Raw genomic sequence first — 626 nt, forward strand, 5'->3', positions numbered from 1 at the left:
GCGCAATCCCGGCGCGGCCGGACCAGGATCGCGGGCCTGCGGGTTCAGGCGCGGCCGTGGATCAGTCGCGGCCGTGGATGAGCAGGCCGAGGCCGTAGCCGAGGAGGCCGGCCACCAGGAGCGCGGCCACGGGGTGCTCGGCGACCTGGTGGCTGACCTCGTGGCCGCCCTGGCGCAGGGAGCGCCGGCCGGCCGCGTAGGCGTCCCCGGCCTGATCGTCGGCATCGTCGGCGGCGTGGCGCACCGCCCGCTCGGCCCGCTCGTAGGTGTCGCCGGCCGCGCCCTGCGCCCGGCGGGCCCGCGCCTCGAGCTCGCCCGAGCCGGTCAGGTGGCCGACCGCGTCGCGGACCTTGCCGCCGAGCTCGCGGGCGGTGTCGGCGACGGTGTCGGCGGCCTCGCGCACCCCGTCCTTGGCCTGGCCGTAGAGGTTCTCGGCCGCCCCTTGCGCCTCGCGGGCCCGGCCCTCGAGGGAGTCGCGCTTCGAGCCGGTGAGGTCGCCCACCGCGCCCTGGACCTTGCCGCCGAGTTCCTGGGCCGCGCCCGTGATCCGATTGGTGTCCACCATGATGCCTGATCCTTGTTGGCCGCGCCTGAGGCGGCCTGGGGTGAGTGGGTAAGGGGTGGGG

At 77.0% G+C, this 626-nt stretch carries 1 protein-coding gene; it reads right to left on the minus strand.

Annotation, left to right across the window (positions count from 1 at the left end; all coding sequences use genetic code 11):
• Nucleotides 1-61: 61 nt before the first annotated feature.
• Nucleotides 62-565, minus strand: coding sequence for a CsbD family protein (locus AC3WLN_RS24055; RefSeq protein ID WP_492485497.1), 504 nt, complete (start codon nt 563-565; stop codon nt 62-64).
• Nucleotides 566-626: the final 61 nt, after the last annotated feature.

It is taken from the genome of Methylobacterium sp. FW306-05-D, from assembly GCF_058782155.1.